The 19733-nt window shown below is 45.4% G+C and carries 14 protein-coding genes and 1 pseudogene; 12 read left to right on the top strand and 3 right to left on the bottom strand.

Annotated elements, in window-relative coordinates; all coding sequences use genetic code 11:
- Window positions 1-211: 211 nt before the first annotated feature.
- From QUB44_RS14285 to QUB44_RS14295, 3 genes and pseudogenes are all read left to right on the top strand, one after another.
- Window positions 212-376, top strand: a complete 165-nt coding sequence (locus QUB44_RS14285) for a hypothetical protein (RefSeq protein ID WP_333368400.1) — start codon at window positions 212-214, stop codon at window positions 374-376.
- A gap of 96 nt (window positions 377-472) precedes the next feature.
- Window positions 473-892, top strand: a pseudogene (locus QUB44_RS14290) (Uma2 family endonuclease); the annotation flags it as partial.
- 76 nt (window positions 893-968) lie between these two features.
- Window positions 969-1382 carry a nuclear transport factor 2 family protein gene (locus QUB44_RS14295; RefSeq protein WP_333368403.1) on the top strand — a complete coding sequence of 138 codons (414 nt, stop codon included), beginning with the start codon at window positions 969-971 and terminating at the stop codon, window positions 1380-1382.
- Window positions 1383-1607: 225 nt separating this feature from the next.
- Here the strand turns inward: QUB44_RS14295 and QUB44_RS14300 are convergent, their stop codons facing one another.
- The 3 genes from QUB44_RS14300 to QUB44_RS14310 all read right to left on the bottom strand — a co-directional run bounded on the left by QUB44_RS14300 (window position 1608) and on the right by QUB44_RS14310 (window position 3750).
- Window positions 1608-2276 carry a 2OG-Fe dioxygenase family protein gene (locus QUB44_RS14300; protein WP_333146038.1) on the bottom strand — a complete coding sequence of 223 codons (669 nt, stop codon included), beginning with the start codon at window positions 2274-2276 and terminating at the stop codon, window positions 1608-1610.
- A gap of 201 nt (window positions 2277-2477) precedes the next feature.
- A complete protein-coding gene (locus QUB44_RS14305; RefSeq protein ID WP_333368406.1) occupies window positions 2478-3242 on the bottom strand; it encodes an aldolase/citrate lyase family protein in 765 nt (254 codons plus the stop codon).
- A gap of 88 nt (window positions 3243-3330) precedes the next feature.
- Entirely contained in the window at window positions 3331-3750 is a 420-nt protein-coding gene (locus QUB44_RS14310) for a hypothetical protein (protein WP_333368409.1), read from the bottom strand.
- A 254-nt stretch (window positions 3751-4004) separates the two neighbouring features.
- Here QUB44_RS14310 and QUB44_RS14315 point away from each other — a divergent pair, with 254 nt between their 5' ends.
- From QUB44_RS14315 to QUB44_RS14355, 9 genes are all read left to right on the top strand, one after another.
- Window positions 4005-6077, top strand: a complete 2073-nt coding sequence (locus QUB44_RS14315) for an FAD-dependent oxidoreductase (RefSeq protein ID WP_333368413.1) — start codon at window positions 4005-4007, stop codon at window positions 6075-6077.
- Window positions 6078-6366: 289 nt separating this feature from the next.
- Window positions 6367-12183, top strand: coding sequence for a HAMP domain-containing protein (locus QUB44_RS14320; RefSeq protein ID WP_333368417.1), 5817 nt, complete (start codon window positions 6367-6369; stop codon window positions 12181-12183).
- 307 nt (window positions 12184-12490) lie between these two features.
- Window positions 12491-13318, top strand: a complete 828-nt coding sequence (locus QUB44_RS14325; protein ID WP_333368420.1) for a protein-glutamate O-methyltransferase CheR — start codon at window positions 12491-12493, stop codon at window positions 13316-13318.
- A complete protein-coding gene (locus QUB44_RS14330; protein ID WP_333368423.1) occupies window positions 13290-13997 on the top strand; it encodes a chemotaxis protein CheB in 708 nt (235 codons plus the stop codon). Before QUB44_RS14325 ends, QUB44_RS14330 begins: the two co-directional genes overlap by 29 nt.
- Window positions 13998-14004: 7 nt before the next feature.
- Window positions 14005-16074 carry a response regulator gene (locus QUB44_RS14335; RefSeq protein WP_333161979.1) on the top strand — a complete coding sequence of 690 codons (2070 nt, stop codon included), beginning with the start codon at window positions 14005-14007 and terminating at the stop codon, window positions 16072-16074.
- Between the two features lie 490 nt (window positions 16075-16564).
- A complete protein-coding gene (gene map / locus QUB44_RS14340) occupies window positions 16565-17392 on the top strand; it encodes a type I methionyl aminopeptidase (RefSeq protein ID WP_333161976.1) in 828 nt (275 codons plus the stop codon).
- Window positions 17393-17597: 205 nt separating this feature from the next.
- Window positions 17598-18290 carry a response regulator transcription factor gene (locus QUB44_RS14345; protein ID WP_333038110.1) on the top strand — a complete coding sequence of 231 codons (693 nt, stop codon included), beginning with the start codon at window positions 17598-17600 and terminating at the stop codon, window positions 18288-18290.
- Between the two features lie 235 nt (window positions 18291-18525).
- Entirely contained in the window at window positions 18526-18726 is a 201-nt protein-coding gene (locus QUB44_RS14350) for a hypothetical protein (RefSeq protein WP_333161974.1), read from the top strand.
- Window positions 18727-19070: 344 nt separating this feature from the next.
- Window positions 19071-19430 (top strand): hypothetical protein, encoded by a 360-nt coding sequence (locus QUB44_RS14355; protein ID WP_333368426.1) that lies wholly within the window; start codon window positions 19071-19073, stop codon window positions 19428-19430.
- Window positions 19431-19733: the final 303 nt, after the last annotated feature.

Consider the following 19733-nt stretch of genomic DNA (forward strand, 5'->3'; position numbering starts at 1 on the left):
TCTATCCTTGCTCTTCGCTGTGCTTATCTCAACGGTCAACTTTCAATTTGATGTATTTGCCAAACTGAGATGCACCCTCTGTCTGTAGGGTGTGCAGTGCACATCTTCCTCCCTCACAATAGCGGACGGTTGCTAATATTAGCTGAAGTATTAAATTAGATTGCTCTAAAATTGCCGATTACAATTGACAATAACTGCACGGAAAACGACGATGAACGAGACAATAACTGCTACAGGTCTGCCTCCTGCATTCCCCTATCATACCCAATTGCCAGACGAAGACGGTACGTTTTTGACACTCCCCGTGCTAAAGCAGCGGGGATTCTTGGTTCTGGCGACACACCTTAAAACTAGCTATCGGAGCGGCAATACTTAAACCAAATACCCGTTCGATTGAACCAAGTATCGAGCCTAATTTAGTTAGTCCCAGAGGGTTTTATCTCCCCAAGCGTTCGAGAATTACTTCTCATGTAAGTTTTGGGTGTACGAGAGAATTATCCGCATCCCTTACTACGGCATTTATGAAATGAGAACGGGCAATTTAGAGGTCTATCACCTGATAGATTTTGGGTATCGAAGGATGGAGCCAAACGAACGCGGTCACTATCCCATTCCTGTGCTAGATGTAGAATTGGGACTGTGGCAGGGAAGCTATCAAAATCAAGAACTGCTTTGGCTGCGGTGGTGGGATTCGCAGGGGAATTTGCTGTTAACTGGCTCCGAACAAGTTGAAATTGAGCGGGTCCTGGTCGAACAAGAACGGGAAAGAGCCGAACAAGAACGGGAAAGAGCCGAACAAGAACGGGAAAGAGCCGAACAAGCAGAGCGAAAAATCACCCAGTTAGCGGAGCGACTACGAGCAATGGGAATCGATCCCGATGCTGAGGATTGATATCAAATTCCCCAAACTCTCTCTGTAGCGCGAGCATCCCGCACCTAATCTTTTTTAATCACAAAAAACAAAGCTGATGGAAACTAAACCACCTCTACCGCCCTTTACATTGGAAACGGCTAAAGCCAAAGTTCAAGCTGCTGAAGATGCCTGGAATACCCGCGATCCAGAACGAGTAGCGTTAGCTTATACGGAAGATTCTCAGTGGCGAAACCGTGCCGAATTCTTCAGCGGACGGGAAGAAATCAAGGCTTTTTTAAGACGAAAATGGGCAAAGGAATTAGATTACCGTTTAAAGAAAGAACTGTGGAGTTTTACAGAGAATCGGATTTCTGTTTGCTTCGAGTATGAGTGGCACGATGATTCTGGCTACTGGTATCGCGCCTATGGTAATGAACAGTGGGAATTTGCAGAAAATGGGTTAATGCGAAGACGTGAAGCCAGCATTAATGATGTTCCGATTCAAGAATCTGAACGGAAGTTTCGATAAGATTTATCTGTAAGTTGCTAGACGCATAAACCTGGTTTTTTGGGAAAATACGCAGGTTTGTAGTAAGGAGTTTAGTCATTATTGACTAAACGCCAGAAAGACGAATAAAGTCCTCACTACCAACGAAAGGTTTGTAGTAAGGACTTTAGTCATGATTGATTAAACGCCAGAGAGAGGACTAAAGTCCTCACTACGAACCAAAGACTCCCAATTGCTCAACTCTCCTCAATCTGTAAGCAAACTCGGAGAAGTCAGCACAAAGACATCCCTGGTTCCCACCCCTTCAGATTCGGGTTTAATCGGCGTAGTAAAGTGGAAAAACTCATGGTCGTTAACTAACAGCAATTCTCCCGGATGCAGAATTTTATTAAAAACAGGCTTCTCTTTTTTAGCCAAGTACAAATGCGTTTCCCCGCCGACAATATTAGTTCTGTCAACCGAGAAAATCCCGATAAAGTCAGTACCGTCTTGGTGAATGCCTTCCGGTGCGGGGTTGCCGAAATTGTGCGGAGAACAAGTCGTCCTGATTTGATGGATGCCGATTTCAGCTTCCGGGTGAATTTTGCAGGAATCGAAAAAAGCAAAAATCATCTGTTTGAAATTATCGAGGGCGATTAGCCGATCGTCCAATTCGGCAAATTCCCGCCTGATATCACCCACTAGCGGATTGTATGTTTTGCTTTGATACAAATAGCCGTGAGGTAACTTAACTAACTCATTTCCGTTGACTGCAAACCGCGATAATCTTCTAGAACGATACTTACCTTTCACATACGGATCGACAGGCATATCGTCAAAAAATTCCTTGAAACCTTCTAGCTTAATCGAGTTTACTTTTTTGAAAGTAAACATGAAAGCATAATCCAAATGAATGGATTCTAATACGGTTTTCATAGATTTTACTCCCTGAAGCCTTGCTCCCCTCCCTAATTTTGCCTTGAGGAGGTGTATGCTTCTACTCTAGCGCAGGATTTTTGTATGTGTCGTAAAAGACACTACAAAAATTGCAAAGATATCGTAAAGCTTGCAAGATGAATCCGGGGCTGGTTCTTCTTTTAATCCAAAATCCCAAATCTAAAATCCAAAATCTAAAATCTAAAATCGATTGACTGCTTTCACCAGCGACTGACAGGCCCGGAGGAAAACGGCAACATCGACCCCAAGTGTAACGTACTGAACGCCAGCATCAATCCACTGCTGGGCGATTTCGGGGTTTTCGGCAAAAGTACCGGCGGCTTTGCCTGCTTTGCGGATGGTTTGCACTGCCTCCTGCATCATGTCGATGACTCGGGGATCGCGGACTTTGCCGGGAATGCCGATCGACTGTGACAGATCGTAAGGCCCTAGAAAAATCACGTCCACCTCTGGCACAGTAACAATTTCCGCCAGGTTGTCGATGCCGCCTTTGCCTTCGACATGAATCACAACTAAGGATTCTTCGTTGAGTTTGTCCGTGATATTTGTACCGGCGGCGGTGTAAAGTCCTGCCCGCGTAGCGAAGGAAAGACCTCGCGTGCCCAGAGGACTGTATTTAGCGCTTTTGACAGCGGTTTCGGCATCGATTTTGCTTTCAATTTGAGGTACTTGAACGCCTGCACTGCCGATGTCGAGAGCTCGTTGAATTTGCGGCCCATCGTTTTTGCGGACACGAACAATGGGTGCAATTCCGGTACAGTCGGCGGCGCGACACAAATCTTCAGCAGCAAGCGGGTGCAGGGGCCCGTGTTCCATGTCGATAACGGCAAAGTCGAATCCAGCGTGACCGCATATTTCCATGAATGCGGGATAAGCGCAGTTCATAAATAAACCGAGGACTGTTTCGCCTTGTTTAATTTTTTGTTTCAGTTGGTTTTGACGCATAAATTGGGATTTTTTTTTCTGGGGGGAATGCCGAGGAACCCAGATTATTTTTAATAATACAGCTACACTATTGCTGTTATAAATTACTTTATGTTAAGAGAATAGACAAAAATTTTGTAGCTGCTTTTGCTTCTATCTTAAATGGAATCAAGCACAAAAGCCAGCCAAAAATAAACATTCCTAAGATTGGTAAAAATATGGCTCCCACGGATGGTTCTACTAACCAAGCAAATAAAGCAAACATTCCGATACTGCCAGTTGTCCACAGCCAAAGAATCAGAAATCCTATAACTGTTTTATGTAAACTCATCCTAATTTTGATGGAACAACCGAACTGTTGACTATGTATATCTCCTTGTATAATTGGGAACAATAAATGTCTACCGATGATGATGCGATTAATTTTGAAGGTTTTGCCAGAAATCGTTCCTTCATAGGGTTTCGCAGGTGGCGGGCCAAAGGGTATAATTATTCTAACAACTTTGGGAGGAGTAACAACTTCGTCCAATCTGCGTAAAACTTCCGAATAAGTCAAACTGGTGGTAATTGTTAAACTCTCAAAAGGAATAAATAACCTAAAAAATTTGACTATTTTGAGCATAAGGTTCATCCGGCTATTCAATATTTGTTGCTGGTATTAATGCCTCTTCTCTAAAAAAGTTTTCCCTGACAACACCGCGAAATACCAGTATACTGCAAAATAAACATTTAGATGGGATGAGTGTTTTTCGCGCTATGTCAAAATTAATTCCACAATCTCCGATGAAACTTCGACAGTATCTATTTTTGCTCAAAGGTCGATCGATCCTTAGCCTCACCCTGGGCATAATTTCCGCGATAGGGAGCATTTCGCCAGTATTTGCCGAACCTCCGCGTAATCCAGACAATGCAGAAACTTGCGACATTCTAGTAGCAGGAGGCGGGCTTGCAGGCGCTGCTACCGCTTACGAAGGTTTGCTGGCGGGGCGCACAGTTTGCCTCACTGAAATTACTGACTGGGTAGGCGGTCAAATTTCCTCCCAGGGAACTTCCGCACTCGATGAAAGAGAGACTCAGCGATCGCTCTTATTTTACCCCCGTGGCTACCTAGAATTGCGGGGGCGGATCAAGGAAAATTACGGCCGGCTAAATCCCGGAGGCTGTTGGGTTAGCTATTCGTGTTTCATGCCCTACGACGGTCACAAAATTCTATTTAACATCTTGCAGGATGCCGCTAGAAAAGGCAAAGGCACGCTGAAATGGTTTCCCAATACGGTTATTAAAGAACTAGAAATTACTCCTGCTGTGGCGGGTAATGCGGTTGAAGGCCAACAAATTAAAAGTGCGATCGCCATTCAACACAAACCAGCCGCCAACACTCCGCCAATCAACACCGAAACTCTTTCTCAGACTATCGAAGATGCCTATCGCTACGAAAATTCTCCGCGCTTTAACAAAACTATTATTCGGTTTATTCCTAAACCTCCTAACCAGTCAAATTCAAAACCTAGACCTGTTGATTGGTACGTTGTAGATGCCACTGAAACAGGTGAATTGATCGGACTTGCTGATGTTCCCTACCGCCTCGGAATTGACCCGCGTTCCCCTCTTGAACCTTCCTCCCCCAGCCCAACCGGCGACGCTTACTGCACTCAAGGTTTTACCTACACCTTTGCGATGCAGGCAACGAAGGAACCGCAGCAGCATCAAGTGCCGTCTTTTTATCAACAATATTCTCCTTACTACAGCTACGAATTGCAGAGATTGGCGAGCTTTCCCTTAGTTTTTACATACCGCCAAATCAAGAGTATGAGACCGGATGAAAAACGACCTTCAGACCCGAAGCAATTCCCGATTTATCCCGGCGATATTTCGATGCAAAACTGGACTTGGGGCAATGACTATCGTCCCGGTTCTGCCCTGGATAATTTAATTTATTCTCGCGAGCAGTTGGAAGCGGCAGGTCAACTGCAACCGGGGGGATGGATGGGCGGTTTGCGAACCGAAACTTTGCGTAAGGGTGAAGAAAATGCCAAAGGATTTTTCTACTGGTTGGTAACAGGAACTACTGACTCGCAGCTAGGAGAGGGAGTGAAAAAGCCTCATCCAAACAATCGTTTTTTGAGCGGGTTGGATTCGCCGATGGGGACGGCGCACGGACTTTCTAAATATCCTTATATGCGGGAGGGCAGGCGTATTATTGGGCGGCCGAGTTTCAATCAGCCTCAAGGTTTTACGGTGTGGGAAGTTGATATGTCTCGCACTGACTTTACGGCTGATTTTTATCGCCAGAATTTGTCGGAGGAAGAGTATCGGAATTTGTGGTTAGCTGTGGGTGGTTTGAATGCGCCGGCTTTGGCTGTGGGAAGTCAATCTGTTGAGGATACAACATCGCGATCGCGCGCTACGATTTATCCTGATTCTGTGGGTATTGGTCATTATGCGATCGACTTTCACCCCTGCATGACCAACAGTCCCCCGGAAGCACCAGGAAATACCGAACGCGAAGGCACTCGCAAAGGTCAAGGACAAGCTTATCCGTTCCAAATTCCGCTGCGGGCAATGATTCCTCAGAAAATTGACAATATGTTAGTGGCGGGTAAAAGTATTGCTGTTAGCCACACAGCGGCCGCTGCTTATCGAGTGCATTCTTTTGAATGGTCTGCAGGTGCGGCGGCGGGAGTTACGGCTGCTTTTTCCTTGGAAAAAGGGATTCTACCTTATGAATTAGTGGACGAATTGCCATCCCGCGAGCCGAACTTGGAAGTGTTGCAGTTGCGGTTGCAACAAAATGCTAATCCGATCGCCTTTCCGGGTACTTCTATTTTCAATAGTTCGTGGCAAAATTGGAAATAATCGCAGTTGGTAATCTGTAGCGCTGGCATCCTGCTCGCCCTACAATAAAATTCACTCTTTGTGGAACAGGGTGGAACAGGCTTTCGGGCCTGTTCCTGACACCCCACAATTAACTCGTTACCAAGAAGAGTCTGCTAACCAGTATAAAATAACCAATAAAATAGCTGAGAAACAGCAATTTGTCATCCATCTTTCGATAGAAGCAATCAGACACTGCTTTAGTCGGATAATATCAATAATCTCAAAAATATTCCCCCCTTCCCCTTCAAACTCGTCAAAGGTAACGGTCATGTCAACTGCACAGATAACAAGCCCCAATTCCAATAATGGTTATGCCAAACAGTTACTCAGAACCTTAGTGGCAGTCAAAAAAGGGGACTTTTCAGTTCGGATGCCCCTAGACCAGACCGGTCTAGCGGGGAAAATTGCTGACGAACTTAACGACATTATCGAGCTCAATCAGAAAATGGCGGCCGAACTCGATCGGATCGGCACAGTTGTCGGTAAAGAAGGCAAAATCGCCCAGCGGGCCACCATCGGCGACGCCGAGGGGTCATGGGCAGCTAGCGTAAATTCTGTCAATACCTTAATTACAGATTTAGTGCAACCAACCTCTGAAACCGCCAGAGTAATTCGGGCCGTAGCAAAAGGAGATTTATCCCAAACCATCGCCCTAGAAATAGAAGACAGACCCCTCAAAGGAGAATTCCTCCAAACAGCCCAAATTGTTAACACAATGGTAGACCAGTTGAGTTCCTTTGCGTCGGAAGTAACGCGGGTGGCTAGGGAAGTAGGAACCGAAGGGAAATTAGGCGTGCAAGCTGAAGTTAAAGGAGTTGCAGGAACCTGGAAAGATTTAACGGATTCAGTTAACTCAATGGCGGGGAATTTAACAGCCCAAGTCCGCAACATTGCGGAAGTGACAACGGCGGTGGCAAATGGCGATTTATCTAAAAAAATTACAGTAGATGTTAAAGGCGAAATTCTCGAACTGAAAAACACGATTAACATCATGGTGGATCAGTTGAGTTCCTTCGCGTCGGAAGTAACGCGGGTGGCTAGGGAAGTAGGAACGGAAGGCAAATTAGGCGTGCAAGCTGAAGTCAGAGGAGTAGCAGGAACCTGGAAAGATTTAACGGATTCAGTTAACTCAATGGCCGGCAATCTTACCGCACAAGTACGGAACATTGCCGCCGTGACAACCGCTGTGGCAAATGGTGACTTATCTAAAAAAATTACTGTCGATGTTAAAGGTGAAATTCTGGAGTTAAAAAACACTATTAACATCATGGTGGATCAGTTAAATTCCTTCGCATCTGAAGTAACGCGGGTGGCGAGAGAAGTAGGTTCCGAAGGCAAACTCGGCGGTCAAGCAGAAGTTAAAGGAGTTGCAGGAACTTGGAAGGATTTAACTGATAGCGTTAACTTCATGGCAGGCAGTTTGACATCACAAGTCCGCAACATTGCTGAAGTAACAACCGCTGTGGCAAAGGGGGATTTATCCAAGAAAATTACAGTAGATGTTAAAGGCGAAATTCTCGAACTCAAAAACACCGTCAACACGATGGTTGACCAGTTAAATTCCTTCGCATCTGAAGTAACCAGGGTTGCTAGGGAAGTGGGAACAGAAGGGAAATTAGGCGTACAAGCAGAAGTGCAGGAAGTAGCAGGAACTTGGAAAGATTTAACCGATTCAGTTAACTCAATGGCCGGTAATTTAACAGCACAAGTCCGCAACATTGCTGAGGTGACGACGGCGGTTGCTAACGGTGATTTATCTAAAAAAATTACGGTACAGGTTAAAGGCGAAATTTTAGAACTAAAAAACACCATTAACGTGATGGTGGATCAGCTTAATTCCTTTGCATCTGAAGTAACCAGGGTTGCTAGGGAAGTGGGTTCCGAAGGTAAACTCGGCGGTCAAGCAGATGTCCGAGGCGTAGCAGGAACTTGGAAGGATTTAACGGATTCAGTTAATTTTATGGCGGGTAGTTTGACAGAGCAAGTACGGAATATTGCTGCTGTTACGACTGCTGTGGCGAATGGCGACTTGTCGAAGAAAATTACTGTAGATGTTAAGGGTGAAATTCTGGAGTTAAAAAACACCGTCAACACGATGGTGGATCAATTAAATTCCTTTGCTTCGGAAGTAACTAGGGTGGCTAGAGAAGTGGGAACCGAAGGAAAATTAGGCGTGCAAGCTGAAGTTAAAGGAGTTGCCGGAACCTGGAAAGATTTAACGGATTCAGTTAACTCAATGGCGGGGAATTTAACAGCCCAAGTGCGGAACATTGCGGAAGTGACAACGGCTGTAGCAAATGGCGATTTATCCAAGAAAATCACAGTAGATGTGAAAGGGGAAATTCTCGAACTGAAAAACACGATTAACATCATGGTGGATCAGTTGAGTTCCTTCGCATCTGAAGTAACCAGAGTTGCTAGGGAAGTAGGAACGGAAGGTAAATTAGGTGTGCAAGCTTACGTGCGGGGTGTAGGGGGAACTTGGAAAGATTTAACTGATAATGTTAACTTGATGGCGGGGAATTTGACGGCGCAGGTGCGGAATATTGCGGAAGTGACGAAAGCGGTGGCAAATGGCGATTTGTCTAAGAAAATCACCGTCGATGTCAAAGGCGAAATTCTGGAGTTGAAAGATACTATTAACGTGATGGTGGATCAGCTTAATTCCTTCGCTTCTGAGGTGACGCGGGTGGCGCGGGAGGTGGGAACTGAGGGTAAATTGGGCGGTCAAGCTGAGGTGAAAGGAGTTGCGGGAACTTGGAAGGATTTAACCGACAATGTAAACTCGATGGCGGGGAATTTGACAGCGCAAGTGCGGGGTATTGCTAAGGTTGTGACGGCGGTGGCGAATGGCGATTTGAAGCGCAAATTAATGCTGGAAGCTAAGGGAGAAATTGCGACTCTGGCAGATACGATTAACGAGATGATTGATACGCTGGCGACGTTTGCCGATCAAGTTACTACAGTGGCGCGGGAGGTAGGAATTGAAGGGAAATTGGGTGGCCAGGCGAAGGTTCCGGGCGCGGCGGGAACGTGGCGAGATTTGACGGATAATGTGAATGAATTGGCTGCGAATTTGACTACTCAACTGCGGGCGATCGCCGAAGTGGCAATTGCTGTTACCAGAGGCGATTTAACGAGGTCAATTTCCGTCGCCACTGAAGGAGAAGTTGCCATTGTTAAGGACAACATTAACCAGATGATCGCCAATCTGCGGGAGACGACGCAGAAGAATACTGAGCAAGATTGGCTGAAAACCAACCTTGCTAAGTTCACTCGAATGCTACAAGGTCAGCGGGATTTAGAAACTGTTTCTAAACTAATTCTCTCAGAATTGACGCCCCTGGTTTCTGCTCAGCATGGCGTATTTTTTATGATGGAAGGTGTGGAGCATGATCCGTTTCTCAAACTCTTAAGTACCTACGCATACCGCGAACGCAAACAGTTAGGAAATAGATTCCATTTAGGCGAAGGTTTGGTAGGACAGTGCGCCCTGGAAAAGGAACGAATACTGTTGACTGAAGTGCCGGAAAACTACGTTAAGATTGGATCGGGTCTGGGAGAAGCTACGCCGTTGAATGTCGTGGTTTTACCCGTATTATTTGAGGGAGAAGTGACGGCAGTAATCGAGTTAGCTTCGTTCCGCCGCTTCAGCGAAATACACTTGACATTTCTTGACCAACTTACAGAAAGTATCGCCATTGTCTTAAATACAATTGCGGCGAGTATGCGGACGGAAGAGTTGCTGAAACAGTCACAGTCTTTGGCAGAAGAGTTACAAACTCAGCAAAAAGAACTAACGGAAACTAACAAGCGTCTCGAACAACAAGCGCAGTCGCTCCGTGCATCGGAGGAACTGTTGAAGAGTCAGCAGGAAGAGTTGCAACAAACGAATGAAGAACTAGAAGAACAAGCTGAATTGCTAGCGCTGCAAAATAAGGAAGTTGAGCGGAAAAACCGAGATATCGAACAGGCGAGGGGGTTGTTGGAAGAAAGAGCCGAACAGTTGGCTCTAACTTCTAAGTATAAGTCGGAGTTTCTGGCAAATATGTCTCACGAGTTGCGAACTCCGCTGAATTCGCTGTTGATTCTGGCTCGATTGCTTTCTGACAATACTGAGGGTAATTTGACTCAGAAGCAAGTTGAATACACGCGCACAATTTACTCGGCGGGAAATGATTTGCTGGGGCTGATTAATGACATCTTGGATCTCGCTAAGATTGAATCAGGCACGATGTCGGTGGAAATTGAGCAAGTGTTGTTTGGGGACTTGCGAGATCATTTGGATCGAACTTTCCGCCAAATCGCCCAGGATAAGAAGTTGAGTTTTAAAATTGATCTTGAGGGTGGGTTGCCAAAAGGTCTCTATACTGATGCTAAGCGGCTGCAACAAGTTTTGAAGAATCTCCTCTCGAATGCGTTTAAGTTTACAGAGCGAGGTGAGGTAAAATTGTGTGTCGAAGTAGCGCGGGAAGGGTGGAGTTTAGAGATAGAAAGTTTAAGGAATTCCCCTACTGTTTTGGCTTTCTCAGTTAGCGATACGGGGATTGGGATTTCTGCTGAAAAACACCGGGTTATTTTTGAGGCTTTCCAACAAGCTGATGGTAGCACTAGCCGCAAATACGGGGGAACGGGCTTGGGTTTGTCAATTAGTCGAGAAATTGCTAATTTGTTAGGGGGAGAAATTCAATTGACAAGTCGCCCTGGTGAGGGTAGTAGGTTCACGCTTTATCTGCCGCAAACTTACCAAGAATCCCGAATAATGAATGATCAGGAATCGGGAACAGGCAAGCAAATGGCTCAATTGCCATCTGCTATTTCTTCAGCAGTTCCTTCGCCGAATTTCAACTTGCCGATCGCGCCTTACCCCTCACCTTTAATCTTAGATGACCGAGACAATATTGAGAATGACGATCGCGTGCTGTTGATTGTCGAGGATGATGTAAACTTCGCTCGGATTCTGTTGGATATGGCGCAGGAACAGGGTTTCAAAGGTTTGGTGGCTTTGCGGAGCGATATCGGCTTGGCGATGGCGCGAGAGTTCAAGCCAACTGCGATTATGCTGGATCTAAATTTGCCTGTGATGGATGGCTGGACAGTGCTCGATCGCTTGAAGCACGACCCAAGTACGCGCCACATTCCGGTTCACATTGTATCAGTTGAAGAAGGGCGGCAGCGCAGTTTGCAGTTAGGGGCGATCGCGTACCTACAAAAGCCTGTCAGTCGCGAAGCTTTGAGCAAAGCTTTAACTGATATTAAGGGGTTTGTGGAGAGGCCAGTGAAGAATTTGCTAGTCGTGGAAGACGACGAAACACAGCGTCTGGGCATTGTGGATTTAATCGGCAATCACGATGTTTCTACAACGGCTGTGGGGAGTGGTGCAGAGGCGCTAGAAACTTTGAAATCGGGGCATTTTGACTGCATCGTCCTCGATTTGGGACTGCCAGATATGACTGGTTTTGAACTGATTGAGCAGATCAAGCAAGATGCTACTTTGAAAAGTCTGCCGATTATTATTTATACCGGCAAAGAGTTGACTAGAACAGAAGAAACTCAACTCAAGCGCATGGCGGAAACAATTATTGTTAAAGATGTGAGATCGCCGGAACGTTTGTTAGATGAAACAGCTTTGTTTTTGCACAGAGTCCAAGCAAATTTGCCGGAACCAAAGCGCCAAATGCTAGAGCAATTGTATCAAACAGATTCGACGCTGGCGGGCAAAACAGTCTTGATTGTTGACGACGATATGCGGAATATTTTCGCCCTCACAAGTATGCTGGAGCGCCATAAAATGGAAGTTGTGTATGCTGAGAATGGCAGAGAGGGCATTGCTAAATTGCAAAATACGCCTGAGATAAATATTGTGTTGATGGACGTGATGATGCCAGAGATGGACGGTTACGAAACCATGCAAGCAATTCGTAATATGCCTCAATTTGCTTCCTTGCCAATGATTGCTCTTACTGCGAAAGCTATGAAGGGCGATCGGGAAAAATGTATCGAAGCTGGTGCGTCTGACTACATTACCAAACCTGTTGATACGGAACAGTTGCTCTCGCTGCTGCGTGTCTGGCTTTATCGATAGTCATTAGTCATTAGTCATTAGTCATTAGTCATTAGTCATTAGTCAGCAGTTAACAGTCATTAGTCAGCAGTTAACAGTCATTAGTCAGCAGTTAACAGTCATTAGTCAGCAGTTAACAGTTAACAGTCATTAGTCAGCAGTTAACAGTCATTAGTCAGCAGTTAACAGTCATTAGTCAGCAGTTAACAGTCAGCAGTTAACAGTCAACAGTTAACAGTCAGCAGTTAACAGTCAGCAGTTAACAGTTAACAGTCAACAATTAACAGTCAACAGTCAACAATGCCCCATAACCAATTAGTCATTAAAAATGCCCGAAAGCCATGAACTGGAAACAATCGAAATTCAACTCCTACTAGAGGGAATGTTTCGCTATTACGGATTTGATTTTCGCAATTATGCTCTTGCCTCTCTCAAGCGCCGTATTTGGAACACTATTCGCTCGGAACGGCTCACCACTGTCTCTGCACTTCAGGAAAAGGTACTTCACAATCCTGCTTACCTAGACCGTTTACTGCTGGACATTTCTGTCAATGTAACGGCGATGTTTCGTGACCCCAGCTTTTACGTGAGTTTCAGAAATAAAGTGGTGCCGCTGCTGCGTACTTATCCTTTTATTCGGATTTGGCACGCTGGATGTTCAACGGGAGAAGAAGTCTATTCTATGGCAATCTTGCTGCAAGAAGAAGGACTGTACGACCGTTGTCGGATTTACGCTACGGACATGAATGAATTAGTTTTGAAAAAAGCCAAAACAGGGATATTCCCGCTGAAACAAATGCAAGAATATACGCAACTATACCACCAAGCAGGGGGCAAGAAAGCGTTTTCTGAGTATTACACTGCTGCCTATGAAAATGCGATTTTTCGCTCTTCACTTAAAGATAATATTGTCTTTGCTCACCACAACCTAGCAACGGATAATTCTTTTAATGAATTTAATGTTATTTTATGCCGTAATGTGCTGATTTATTTCAATTCACACCTCCAAGAGCGGGTACACAAGCTTTTTTATGAGAGCCTGGTAATGTTTGGAGTTTTAGGCCTGGGCCATCAGGAGTCTCTGATTTTTACACCTTATGAAAAATACTATGAAGCACTTGAAAGTAGTGATAAACTCTACCGCAGAATTAAATAAAAAAAATTTTGAAATAGTGGTTGTGGGCACGTCTTTGGGAGGGCTAGAGGCTCTGACTGTTCTGCTGGCAGATTTGCCCAAAAGCTTTCCTTTGCCTATAGTTATTGTCCAACACCGCCATAAGAGTTCTCAGAATAGGCTTACTGATTTTTTACAACAGCAAAGCTCTCTCCAAATCACAGAGGCCCAAGACAAAGAGCCGATCGCACCTGGACGGGTTTACTTGGCTCCTGCTGACTATCACTTGCTAATAGAATCGCCCTCTGAGGAGGAGTTTAGCCTTTATGAAAAAGACTTTACAGAATGGGGGGGCGTGGCAGTGGAGTCAATCCATAATTCAAAATCCCCAATCCCCTATCGCGGAACTCCTACATTTGCACTATCAACTGAGGCTCCTGTCTGTTACGCGCGGCCCTCAATCGATGTGCTGTTTGAGTCTGCTGCAGATGCCTTTGGGGAGAAAGTTATCGGCATAATTTTAACGGGAGCTAATTCGGATGGCAGTAAAGGGCTGGCAAAAATTAAAGCTGAGGGAGGATTGACATTTGTGGAGGAACCGGCTTCTGCTCTATGCGCGACCATGCCAGCCTCCGCGATCGCAAATGTTGAAGTAGACTGGATTTTACCCCTCTCTAAAATTGCTCCCTGTTTAGTCAATTTGCTAAGAATTAAAGATTAAAAAATTTATGAATCTGCAGTCCCCCCATCGAGTAAATGTCCTTTTAGTTGACGATCGCCCAGAAAATTTGGTAGCTCTAGAAGCTATCCTCAACAGCCCCTCTTATCATCTAGTACAAGCTAATTCGGGCGCGGAGGCTCTGAGATGTCTGCTTAATGAAGATTTTGCGGTAATTTTGCTTGATGTGCAGATGCCGGGAATGGATGGATTTGAGACAGCAACATTGATTCGCTCTAGAGATCGATCGCGATCGACTCCGATTATTTTTATCACAGCATTCAGCAGTAATGACACCCACGTGTTTAAAGGTTATTCTTTGGGTGCGGTGGATTACCTGTTCAAACCCTTGGAACCGGAAATATTGACCTCGAAGGTGGGGGTATTTGTGGAATTGTTCCAAAAAACAGTCGAGGTGAAACAGCAAGCAACACAGTTAGCTGCTGTTAATAGTGAACTAAGTAAAAGTGAAGAGCGGTTTCGCACTTTGTGTGCTTGTTCGCCACTAGGAATTTACGTAGCTGACGTTGAAGGCCGCTGTACTTACATCAATCCCCGTTGTCAAGCAATTTGCGGGTTAACATTAGAGGAAAGTTTAGCAGAGATTTGGCAGCGGGAAGTTCATCCAGAAGATCGCGAGCGCGTAGTAGCAGATTGGTTAGCTTGGATTAAAGAAGGCAACGAATATTCTAACGAGTTTCGATTAGCTGGTAGCGAAACTGTGCGTTGGATTAATGTGCAGTCGTCGCCAATGTTTTCTGATTTGGGAAAACTGATCGGTCATGTGGGTACGGTTAGAGATGTCACAGACCGTAAGCAAGCAGAGGAAGAACGCGGCAGACTAATCCGCGAACAAGTGGCGCGGCAAGAAGCGGAGAGAGCTAACCAGATGAAGGATGAATTTCTAGCTATTCTCTCTCACGAACTCCGTACTCCTTTAAATGCAATTCTCGGCTGGTCTAGGCTGCTTCGTACCAAAACATTTGACCAGGACACTATAGAGAAAGCCCTAGAAACAATTGAGCGCAATGCTAAATCTCAATCTCAACTCATCGAAGATATTTTAGATGTTTCGCGGATTCTGCGGGGAAAACTAAATTTAAATAAGCATCCGATTCGGTTGGAATCTGCGATTAAGCTGGCAATAGATTCTTTGCAGCCGCTGACTGAGGAAAAATCAATAGTTATAGAATTAACGTGCAGTCCAAATGTAGGTGAAGTTATCGGCGATTTCGATCGCTTGCAGCAAATTGTGTGGAATTTGCTGTCAAATGCGATTAAGTTTAGTCCGCAAGAGGGTAAAGTACAGGTGCGGTTAGAGTCTGTTGGAGATGAGGCTCAAATTGAGATAATTGATAGCGGCATTGGTATCGCTCCTGATTTTTTGCCTTATGTTTTCGATCGCTTCCGCCAAGCTGATAGCAGCACAACTAGGTCTTACGGGGGTTTGGGACTGGGATTGGCGATCGTCCGTCACTTGGTGGAACAGCACGGCGGTAAGGTGCAAGCAGAGAATAATCCGGGCGTGGGTGCGAAATTTACGGTGGTTCTACCTCTTGCACAGAGGAACGCCCTCGCTGCTGACGATGATTGGTCGCACCTCAATGACCAGGCCCAGACCCTCCCCACTCTGGCTAATTTGCAATTGCTGGTGGTGGATGATGACGATGACACGCGGGAGTTTTTGATTGCTTTACTCGAGGACGAAGGAGCTATAGTGCGATCGGCCGCATCGGTGGCCGGGGCTCTAGCTGCACTAGAGAGTTATTTGCCGGATCTGCTGCTGAGCGACATTGGAATGCCGGAAGCAGACGGCTATGAGTTGATCGGGCGGGTGAGAGAAATGGAAAGGCTCAGGGGTGGAAAGATGCCTGCGATCGCTCTGACGGCCTACGCGAGAGAGGAAGAGCGCCAGCAAGCGCTGGAAGCGGGTTTCCAGATGCACTTATCTAAACCAGTTGACATAAATAAGTTAATTGCCGCAATTGCTAACCTCACAGGAATGCTCGGAAATCCTGAACCGACGGGCTCGGCGGTTGAAACCGCTTTGTTGACCCCCCAATCCCGTGCCGATTACTGAGAAAAATATTAAGCTAGCTAAAAGGACAAGCGATCGACAGTTCGGAACAAGACACCCGTTTTTCCACAAAAAACTGGATATTTGCCGTTTTTTTGCTTCAACCTGCCGTCAAAGTACAAAATTACCCGCCAATCAATACGTCAGGAACCTCAGCCTAAAGGCATGAGGCTTGAAAGAGAAATCTAACAAGCCATTCTGACCAGCCTAAGTCTTAATTGACTACGTTTTTTGAGTCACGACACCCTGGGATGCGAAGCTAGTCCCTTGCTCTGTCGCTAGTGGTTAAACAGTTCTAAGGTCACTGGAACAGTGCTGCTAGCCTAACAAGCTCACTAAACATTGGCGAAGCTAACTTTACCCCAGAAATGGGAGATTGAGGACAACCATATCCTCACGGGGGGGGCAACCATACCCCCCCTACCCCGCAAGGGGATTCAATTCAATGTAAAGCCGTCCTGCAAGGACGGGGTTTCAGACCCAAGGACTTTTGATGAATATTTTTAGCAGTCTGCTTTCTAGCCCAACTCAAGCACCCCAAGTCAAAAAACAGCGTCGAGGCATTGAAATTAAGTCGGAACGCGAAATCGAAATTATGCGACAGGCAGGGAAAATCGTTGCAACGGTACTCAAAGAAATTTCCCTAATGGTGAAACCGGGAATGACTACTGCGGATTTGGATGCTTATGCCGAAAAACGCATCCGCGAAATGGGTGCAACTCCCAGTTTTAAAGGCTATCACGGTTTCACGGGATCGATTTGCTCTAGCATTAATAACGAAGTTGTTCACGGCATCCCCAGCGCCAAAAAAGTAATTCGGGCCGGAGATGTTCTTAAGGTAGATACGGGGGCATATTATCAAGGTTTTCACGGCGATTCTTGCATTACGATCGCAGTTGTGGAAGTGACTCCCGAATCGGCAAAATTAATCCGAGTCGCAGAAGAAGCTCTCTATAAAGGCATCGAACAAGTGAAGGCTGGAGCCTATTTGCTCGATCTCGCTGGTGCGATCGAAGATCATGTCAAAAGCAACGGTTTTAACATCGTTGAGGAGTTTACCGGCCACGGTGTCGGGCGAAATTTGCACGAGGAACCGTCGGTTTTCAATTTCCGCACGCGGGAAATGCCGAATGTGAAATTGCGAGCGGGCATGACATTGGCGATCGAACCGATTGTGAATGCGGGTTCTAAGTACACTCGGACGCTTTCTGACAAGTGGACTGCTGTAACCGTTGACAATGCTATGTCGGCTCAGTTTGAGCATACTGTGTTGGTAACGGAAACTGGTTATGAAATTTTGACCGATCGTTCAAAAGTTTAACTAGAAAGGTTCAAGAATAATTTTGAGTTTTGAGTTTTGAGTTTTGAATTAAAGATTTAACAACTTTTTAATCGTTAGATCAAAACACAACTCAAAACTCTAGAGTTGAAAAACAATTTTTTAAGTTCCTTCGAGGGATAGAGTGACAATAAGACTTAAATTCGGCTAAATTAAAAAATAGTGGTAAAGCGTAAGGGTAACAACTATGTCAGCACGATTATTATTGGTAGATGATGAACCGGGCTTGCGGGAAGCAGTACAAGCTTATTTGGAAGATAGCGATTTTGCGGTTGAGGTTGCCAGTAATGCTCGGGATGGGTGGGAACTCTTGCAGCAGTACAACCCCGATTTGGTGATTTCAGACATTATGATGCCGCAGGTGGACGGTTATCAGTTTCTCAAGCAAGTGCGGGAAGATCCTCGCTATAAAGCTTTGCCGGTGGTGTTTTTGACGGCTAAGGGGATGACGAGCGATCGGATTCAAGGCTATCAAGCAGGCTGCGATGCTTATCTTTCTAAGCCCTTTGATCCCGACGAGTTAGTAGCAATAGTAACGAATTTGCTGGCCCGCCGCGCGGCTGCTAAGGAGACGAGCGAAAATGCTGAAAGTCCAGATATTGCTGCTTTGACAAGCCAAATGGCGAGAATTGAGTCTTTGCTGAGCGGGCGGAGTTCGATCGCCCAAAGTCCTTCGCCGATTAAAATTGATTTGACTCCGCGAGAACAAAGTGTTTTGGATTTGGTTGCTCAAGGTTTGATGAATAAGGAAATTGCCCGCCGCTTGGAAACTAGCGTGCGTAATGTGGAAAAGTACGTCAGCCGTTTGTTTAGCAAGACGGGTACTAACAGCCGTACTGAGTTGGTTCGCTTCGCCCTCGAACACGGCTTGACGAAATAGGAGTCCTCTAGACTTGGCTGGAGGCTCTGCCTCGCCAAGCTGCGTTATATCATTTCCGGTTACACCGGAATGATGTTGACGGTTGACGGTTGACTGTTCACTGTTCACGGCGTCAACAGTCAACCGTCAACAGTGAACTCGAATTTACTATTCCGATGCTAACGGATTTGATATTACCAGGCTCTTCCTGGTAACGAGAATTATGCAACAACTTAGAAATGTTAAGATATAAGTATTGACAGATATTCGGTGGCTGTGGTATGTCACATCAGCTTGCTGGTGGCAGCGCGGGAGTGCCAAAACTGGTGTGCCAAAACTGGTGTGCCAAAACTGGTGTGCCAAAACTGCTGTGCCAAAACTGCTGTGCGATCGAACTTCTCACCCACTTTGCTTTGAGTCTGAGATAAACACTCGCAAAGGCTGGGGAATTACTTAACGGGAAAACCTGACTGTTTAAGAGTTTTCACGTAGTAAATACAAAGGCAAACAGTTGACCGGATATGCTCCGTTAAGCAAACTTGCCACAAACAGTCACAGATAAGGTTATATCCTGTGGAAAAATAAACCACTATTAATTAATGACTCTGCTCAAAAACGGATACTTGCGAACTACAAAAGTGTTAAGCAAGCCACAATTTTAGACCCTAGTTAAAGCTCTCAGATTCATCTGTGGAGTAAATCTAAAATCTAAAATCTAAAATCGACTCACAGCGCTCTAAAGTAGCGACGGATGTTGAATGTATAGCAGCACCAAAGTTTAGTTTATATCAGGAGGATGCCATGAGGAAAATCTCGGCGCGACAAACAATAAGTGCCATAGTAGCACTGCCGATCGTATTAATAGCCAATACAACTCAAGCTTTTGCCACTGATACCGCTCAGAAAATAGATCCAATTAAGAAAGTTTCAGATTTTGGCGATGAGCTAGATTTTGATATTGGGCCACCAACAACCATCAGTATTGAAGAAAGCGAAAATTGGGATGAACCTGAGTTTACAGCTACTTTAGATATCGAGATTAGTAAATTTATGACAAACAATCTTCAAGCTGTAATTGATGAGCCGCCGCCCGTAGTTTATCTCAGTGCGGCGAGGGGCCAGTCAACCCGGGAATGCCGGATTTCCGGGATATGCGAATAACTGAATCGGATTTGGGCGATTTGGGCGATGGCTGGGAGCCCCGCAAACAAAGACTCTTTTGCTGGGTAGAATTGGAGAAATTATCAAGATTTCAGTAAAATTCGGTTGATTTTGCTGGGAAGATGCGAATAACAGAGTATGTATTTTTTTGGGTATGCTTTAATGGCGATCGGCTAAAATAATAAGTATGCAGGCTGAAATAAACTTAACTAATTGATAGTTCCCAGTGATGGGAAATCGCCCAAAAAGGCAAAAATAAAATTAATCATGTGATTCTTCGCTGTGATTTTAAAACGTAACAAC

The sequence above is a fragment of the Microcoleus sp. AT3-D2 genome, from assembly GCF_036705715.1.
Classification (GTDB): Bacteria; Cyanobacteriota; Cyanobacteriia; order Cyanobacteriales; family Microcoleaceae; genus Microcoleus.

Excerpts from the sequence above, each read along its gene's own strand:
- QUB44_RS14285 (WP_333368400.1), top strand. The coding sequence starts at position 212 with ATGAACGAGACAATAACTGCTACAGGTCTGCCTCCTGCATTCCCCTAT.
- QUB44_RS14295 (WP_333368403.1), top strand. The coding sequence starts at position 969 with ATGGAAACTAAACCACCTCTACCGCCCTTTACATTGGAAACGGCTAAA.
- QUB44_RS14300 (WP_333146038.1), bottom strand. The coding sequence starts at position 2,276 with ATGAAAACCGTATTAGAATCCATTCATTTGGATTATGCTTTCATGTTT.
- QUB44_RS14305 (WP_333368406.1), bottom strand. The coding sequence starts at position 3,242 with ATGCGTCAAAACCAACTGAAACAAAAAATTAAACAAGGCGAAACAGTC.
- QUB44_RS14315 (WP_333368413.1), top strand. The coding sequence starts at position 4,005 with ATGAAACTTCGACAGTATCTATTTTTGCTCAAAGGTCGATCGATCCTT.
- QUB44_RS14320 (WP_333368417.1), top strand. The coding sequence starts at position 6,367 with ATGTCAACTGCACAGATAACAAGCCCCAATTCCAATAATGGTTATGCC.
- QUB44_RS14325 (WP_333368420.1), top strand. The coding sequence starts at position 12,491 with ATGCCCGAAAGCCATGAACTGGAAACAATCGAAATTCAACTCCTACTA.
- QUB44_RS14335 (WP_333161979.1), top strand. The coding sequence starts at position 14,005 with ATGAATCTGCAGTCCCCCCATCGAGTAAATGTCCTTTTAGTTGACGAT.
- map (WP_333161976.1), top strand. The coding sequence starts at position 16,565 with ATGAATATTTTTAGCAGTCTGCTTTCTAGCCCAACTCAAGCACCCCAA.
- QUB44_RS14345 (WP_333038110.1), top strand. The coding sequence starts at position 17,598 with ATGTCAGCACGATTATTATTGGTAGATGATGAACCGGGCTTGCGGGAA.
- QUB44_RS14355 (WP_333368426.1), top strand. The coding sequence starts at position 19,071 with ATGAGGAAAATCTCGGCGCGACAAACAATAAGTGCCATAGTAGCACTG.